We start from the raw sequence: 5,676 nt of genomic DNA, 5'->3' as shown, positions 1-5,676 counted from the left end.
TTTCAAAAAGAATCCGGCAGCGACCTACTCTCCCACGCGGTTTCCCGCGGAGTACCATCGGCTCTGGAGGGCTTAACTTCCGTGTTCGGGATGGGAACGGGTGTGACCCCTCCGACATTGCCACCGGAAAAGCGAATGACGGTGCATACGAAGGGTAAGTTGCAAGCTTCTGCTTGAGTGAAGCCTCTTCGAGAAGTCGAAGAAGCAATTGAAACAGCTGCCTTCCGGGCGGACGCGCTAGTGGCGTCCTGGCCTCGGCCTTGGCCCCGAGTCCCTTACTCCCCTTGAGGGGGCATGCAAGAGAATGGGGGAAGTAAGCCTCTCGACTTATTAGTACTGGTTAGCTTAACGCGTTACCGCGCTTACACACCCAGCCTATCAACGTGGTAGTCTTCCACGAGTCTTCAGGGGCTTGCGCCCGGGATACCTGGTCTTGAGGTCGGTTTCCCGCTTAGATGCTTTCAGCGGTTATCCAATCGGCACATGGCTACCCAGCGATGCCTCTGGCGAGACAACTGGTACACCAGCGGTGCCTCCAACCCGGTCCTCTCGTACTAAGGTCAGAGCCTCTCAAGTATCCTACGCCCACAGCAGATAGGGACCAAACTGTCTCACGACGTTTTGAACCCAGCTCGCGTACCGCTTTAATTGGCGAACAGCCAAACCCTTGGGACCTGCTCCAGCCCCAGGATGCGATGAGCCGACATCGAGGTGCCAAACCTCCCCGTCGATGTGAACTCTTGGGGGAGATAAGCCTGTTATCCCCGGAGTACCTTTTATCCGTTGAGCGATGGCCCTTCCATTCAGGACCACCGGATCACTATGACCTGCTTTCGCACCTGCTCGACCTGTCGGTCTCGCAGTCAAGCTCCCTTATGCCATTGCACTCGACGCCCGGTTTCCAATCGGGCTGAGGGAACCATCGCGCGCCTCCGTTACTTTTTGGGAGGCGACCGCCCCAGTCAAACTACCCACCAGACAGTGTCCCAGTCCCGGCTTACGAGACGTGGTTAGACACCAGAAATCAGCAGGGTGGTATTTCACCGTTGCCTCCACCGAACCTAGCGGCCCGGCTTCAAAGGCTCCCACCTATCCTACACAGCCAATCCCTAGTGTCACTGTCAAGTTGTAGTAAAGGTTCACGGGGTCTTTCCGTCTTGCTGCGGGTAAACTGCATCGGCACAGCTATTTCAATTTCGCTGAGTCCCTCTCCGAGACAGTGCGGAAGTCGTTACTCCATTCGTGCAGGTCGGAACTTACCCGACAAGGAATTTCGCTACCTTAGGACCGTTATAGTTACGGCCGCCGTTTACTGGGGCTTCGGATCATCGCTTCGCCTTGCGGCTGACGAATCCCCTTAACCTTCCAGCACCGGGCAGGAGTCAGACCCTATACGTCGGCTTGTCGCCTTCGCAGAGTCCTGTGTTTTTGGTAAACAGTCGCTACCGCCATTTCTCTGCAACCTCTCTCGGCTTCGGCTGTACGCCTACACCTACCAGAGGCCCACCTTCTTCCGAAGTTACGGTGGAAATTTGCCTAGTTCCTTGGAGGAGAGTTCTCTCAAGCGCCTTAGGATTTTCTCCTCACCCACCTGTGTCGGTTTGCGGTACGGACACCCTGCAGACTCCCTGCGGGACTTTTCTTGGAAGCAGAGCATCAGCGACTTACCCCTTGCGGGGCGCCATGGGGTCTCGGGGATGACTGCCGCGCCTTTATTCGTACGCGACACCCCTACGCCTTTAGACTGACACAACCACCGGTCAGCTCGCCTAGCTTTCTCCGTCCTCCCTCAGTTCAACGTCTGCAAGATGGCGCAGGAATATTAACCTGCTTGCCATCACCTACGCCTTTCGGCCTCGGCTTAGGACCCGGCTAACCCTGGGAAGATTAACTTGACCCAGGAAACCTTGGGTTTACGGCGAGGGGGTTTCTCACCCCCTTTATCGCTACTCATTTCGGCATCAGCACTCCCAGTCGCTCCAGCGGCCTTTTCAGTCCACCTTCGCTGCAACTGGGACGCTCCCCTACCGCCATACACGCCTGACGTGTATGACCCGAAGCTTCGGCACTAGTCTTGAGCCCCGTTACATTTTCGGCGCGGCCTGTCTTGACCAGTGAGCTATTACGCTTTCTTTAAAGGATGGCTGCTTCTAAGCCAACCTCCTGGTTGTCAATGACCTGCCACATCCTTTCTAGTGTTCACTTAGACTAGATTTGGGGGCCTTAGCTGTCGGTCTGGGTTATTCCCCTCTTGCCAATGGACGTTATCACCCACTGACTGCGTCCCGGGATAACAATTGCCGGCATTCGGAGTTTGATACGGTTTGGTAATCTGGTGAGACCCCTAGCCGTTTCAGTGCTCTACCTCCGGCATTGAATTGCCCGAGCCGATACCTAAATATCTTTCGGGGAGAACCAGCTATCACGGAGTTTGATTGGCCTTTCACCCCTACACACAGCTCATCCCAGAAATTTTCAACTTTCATGAGTTCGGTCCTCCATGCGGTGTTACCCGCACTTCAACCTGGCCATGTGTAGATCACCCCGCTTCGGGTTATAATACACGCAACTTAGCGCCCTATTCGGACTCGCTTTCGCTCCGGCTCCACCTATCGGCTTAGCCTCGCTACGTATATTAAGTCGCCGAATCATGATGCAAAAGGTACGCTCTCGCACTGGCTTGCGCCGTAGTGCTCGAACTGCTTGTAGACATGCGGTTTCAGGTTCTTTTGACTCCCCTCACCGGGGTTCTTTTCACCTTTCCCTCGCGGTACTTGTTCACTATCGGTCGCCAAGGAGTATTTAGGCTTACCGGATGGTCCCGGCAGATTCAGACAGGATTGCACGTGTCCCGTCTTACTTGGGTAACCCGCTCAGCTCCAGTTGGCTTTCGTGTACGCGACTATCACGCTCTTTGGTGCGTCTTTCCAGGACGCTTCCACTAGCCCTCCAGAGTCCTACCGCGGACCCGCTACCCCACCGCCATTTGCATGACGTTGGTTTGGCCTCTTCCCATTTCGCTCGCCACTACTTTGGGAATCACTCATTGTTTTCTCTTCCTCAGGGTACTGAGATGTTTCACTTCCCCTGGTTTGCTCTGCAAACCTATGAATTCAGCTTGCAGTAACGCAGCTATTCGCCGCGCTGGGTTTCCCCATTCGGACATCTCCGGATCAACGTTTGGTTGGCAACTCCCCGAAGCTTTTCGCAGCCACCCACGTCCTTCATCGCCTCTTGGCACCTAGGCATCCACCGCACGCCCTTAGTAGCTTACTTGCCCTAATCTCTTGTCTAATGCCCGCCTCCCGGCGGATTTTCGAAACTCGGAGACCAAGGCCCAGACCTCTGCTCTTCGCTAGCAGGCCCGGAAGACATTCTTTATTGCTGTTCTCATTGCTTCTTCTTCTTGTGTGGGAGACTTCGCTTTTGCCCCACCCGGCTGCCTCGCGGCGCCTGGTGAGACTCATTTCGAAGTCGGCACTTCTGTTGAGAACTTCACTCAGCAGAAATTGCAACTTACCCTTCGTATGCACTTGTCAAAGAACGTCCCTGCGACTTCCAGGAAACTTGTGGAGCTGATCGGGTTCGAACCGACGACATCCAGCTTGCAAAGCTGGCGCTCTCCCAGCTGAGCTACAGCCCCGACTCTCGCGTCAGCACCAGTCACCCTTTTGCTTCCCTCCAGTGAGGGAGAAGAGTGGTGGGCCTAGGTGGACTTGAACCACCGACCTCGCGCTTATCAGGCGCGCGCTCTAGCCAGCTGAGCTATAGGCCCAGAGGGGCTAAAGCGTCGGCGAACCCTACAGCGTCCTTCATTCTCAAAGAGCCGAGTCAACTTCACTCGGTCCTTCAAAACCAAACAGCAAGCCCGAAGTTCATAATGGATTGTTAATCGGAAACATTGACCTAGAGATGACCTGACAGCCCGAAGGCTGCTGGTGTTGCCTACTCGCCCGAAGGCTGAGTCCAACACCCGGTCTCCTTAGAAAGGAGGTGATCCAGCCGCAGGTTCCCCTACGGCTACCTTGTTACGACTTCACCCCAGTTACCGAGCACTCCTTGGGCATCTCTTGGTGAGATGACTTCTGGAGCAATCGACTCCCATGGTGTGACGGGCGGTGTGTACAAGGCCCGGGAACGTATTCACCGCAGCGTGCTGATCTGCGATTACTAGCGATTCCGCCTTCATGGAGTCGAGTTGCAGACTCCAATCTGAACTGAGACCGGTTTTCTGCGATTAGCTCCCCCTCGCGGGTTTGCAGCGCTCTGTACCGGCCATTGTAGCACGTGTGTAGCCCTGGTCATAAAGGCCATGAGGACTTGACGTCATCCCCACCTTCCTCCGGTTTAACACCGGCAGTCCCTCTAGAGATCCACTTGCGTGGCAACTAAAGGCGAGGGTTGCGCTCGTTGCGGGACTTAACCCAACATCTCACGACACGAGCTGACGACAGCCATGCAGCACCTGTCTCTCGGTTCCCTTGCGGGCACTCCCTCATCTCTGAAGGATTCCGAGGATGTCAAGACCAGGTAAGGTTCTGCGCGTTGCGTCGAATTAAACCACATGCTCCACCGCTTGTGCGGGCCCCCGTCAATTCCTTTGAGTTTTAGTCTTGCGACCGTACTTCCCAGGCGGAGAACTTAATGCGTTAGCTACGGCACCGCGGGGGTCAACTCCCACGACACCTAGTTCTCATCGTTTACGGCGTGGACTACCAGGGTATCTAATCCTGTTTGCTACCCACGCTTTCGCGTCTCAGCGTCAGTTACCGTCCAGGTGGCCGCCTTCGCCACCGGTGTTCCTCCCCATATCTACGAATTTCACCTCTACTTGGGGAATTCCGCCACCCTCTCCGGCACTCAAGCTCTGCAGTTTCGGGCGCACTTCCTCAGTTGAGCTGAGGGCTTTCACACCCGACTTGCAAAGCCGCCTACACGCGCTTTACGCCCAATAATTCCGAACAACGCTTGCACCCTCTGTATTACCGCGGCTGCTGGCACAGAGTTAGCCGGTGCTTCTTCTCCCGGTACCGTCAAGGCAAAGCGTATTAGGCTTTACGGTTTCGTCCCGGTCGAAAGTGCTTTACAATCCAAAGACCTTCATCACACACGCGGCGTTGCTGCGTCAGGCTTTCGCCCATTGCGCAAAATTCCCCACTGCTGCCTCCCGTAGGAGTCTGGACCGTGTCTCAGTTCCAGTGTGGCTGATCGTCCTCTCAGACCAGCTACCCGTCGTTGCCTTGGTGGGCCATTACCCCGCCAACTAGCTGATGGGCCGCGGACTCATCTGGTTGTGATAGCTTGTATACAGAGGCCACCTTTTCCCTCAGTCTCCGAAGAAACCGTGGGCTTATCCGGTATTAGCCAATCTTTCGACTGGTTATCCCAGGCATCCAGGCAGATTATCCACGTGTTACGCACCCGTGCGCCGCTCTACTAAGGGTTGCCCCTATTCGCGCTCGACTTGCATGTGTTAGGCACGCCGCCAGCGTTCGTTCTGAGCCAGGATCAAACTCTCCAATTGTATTCTTGGTTTGCTTGAACCGGCGTTCCCCGAGACCCGGCTAAGGAGTCTCGGCTCGCTGATTCGTCGGCACTTCCCTCTCGCTGCGCTTTTCAGCGCTGCTCTTGAGGTGAAGCGCCCTCAAAAAATTGACTGCGGGTTTCCGCAATCCA

General features: G+C 55.5%; 2 tRNA genes and 3 rRNA genes. All 5 read right to left on the bottom strand.

Features of this window, described 5'->3' with window-relative positions:
- Window positions 1-11: 11 nt before the first annotated feature.
- A 5S ribosomal RNA gene (gene rrf, locus GTZ93_RS42020) occupies window positions 12-128 on the bottom strand.
- A gap of 181 nt (window positions 129-309) precedes the next feature.
- A 23S ribosomal RNA gene (locus GTZ93_RS42015) occupies window positions 310-3,276 on the bottom strand.
- A 294-nt stretch (window positions 3,277-3,570) separates the two neighbouring features.
- A tRNA-Ala gene (locus GTZ93_RS42010) sits at window positions 3,571-3,643 on the bottom strand.
- 55 nt (window positions 3,644-3,698) lie between these two features.
- Window positions 3,699-3,775: transfer RNA gene (locus GTZ93_RS42005), tRNA-Ile, on the bottom strand.
- A gap of 211 nt (window positions 3,776-3,986) precedes the next feature.
- Window positions 3,987-5,524 (bottom strand): 16S ribosomal RNA (locus GTZ93_RS42000).
- Together the 16S, 23S and 5S rRNA genes with 2 tRNA genes alongside form the textbook arrangement of a ribosomal RNA operon.
- Between the last annotated feature and the right edge of the window lie 152 nt (window positions 5,525-5,676).

It is taken from the genome of Corallococcus exiguus (assembly GCF_009909105.1).
In the GTDB taxonomy this organism is placed as follows: domain Bacteria; phylum Myxococcota; class Myxococcia; order Myxococcales; family Myxococcaceae; genus Corallococcus; species Corallococcus exiguus.
The sequence above is the reverse complement of the archived record's forward strand: the minus strand, read 5'-3'. Positions and strand labels throughout refer to the sequence as shown.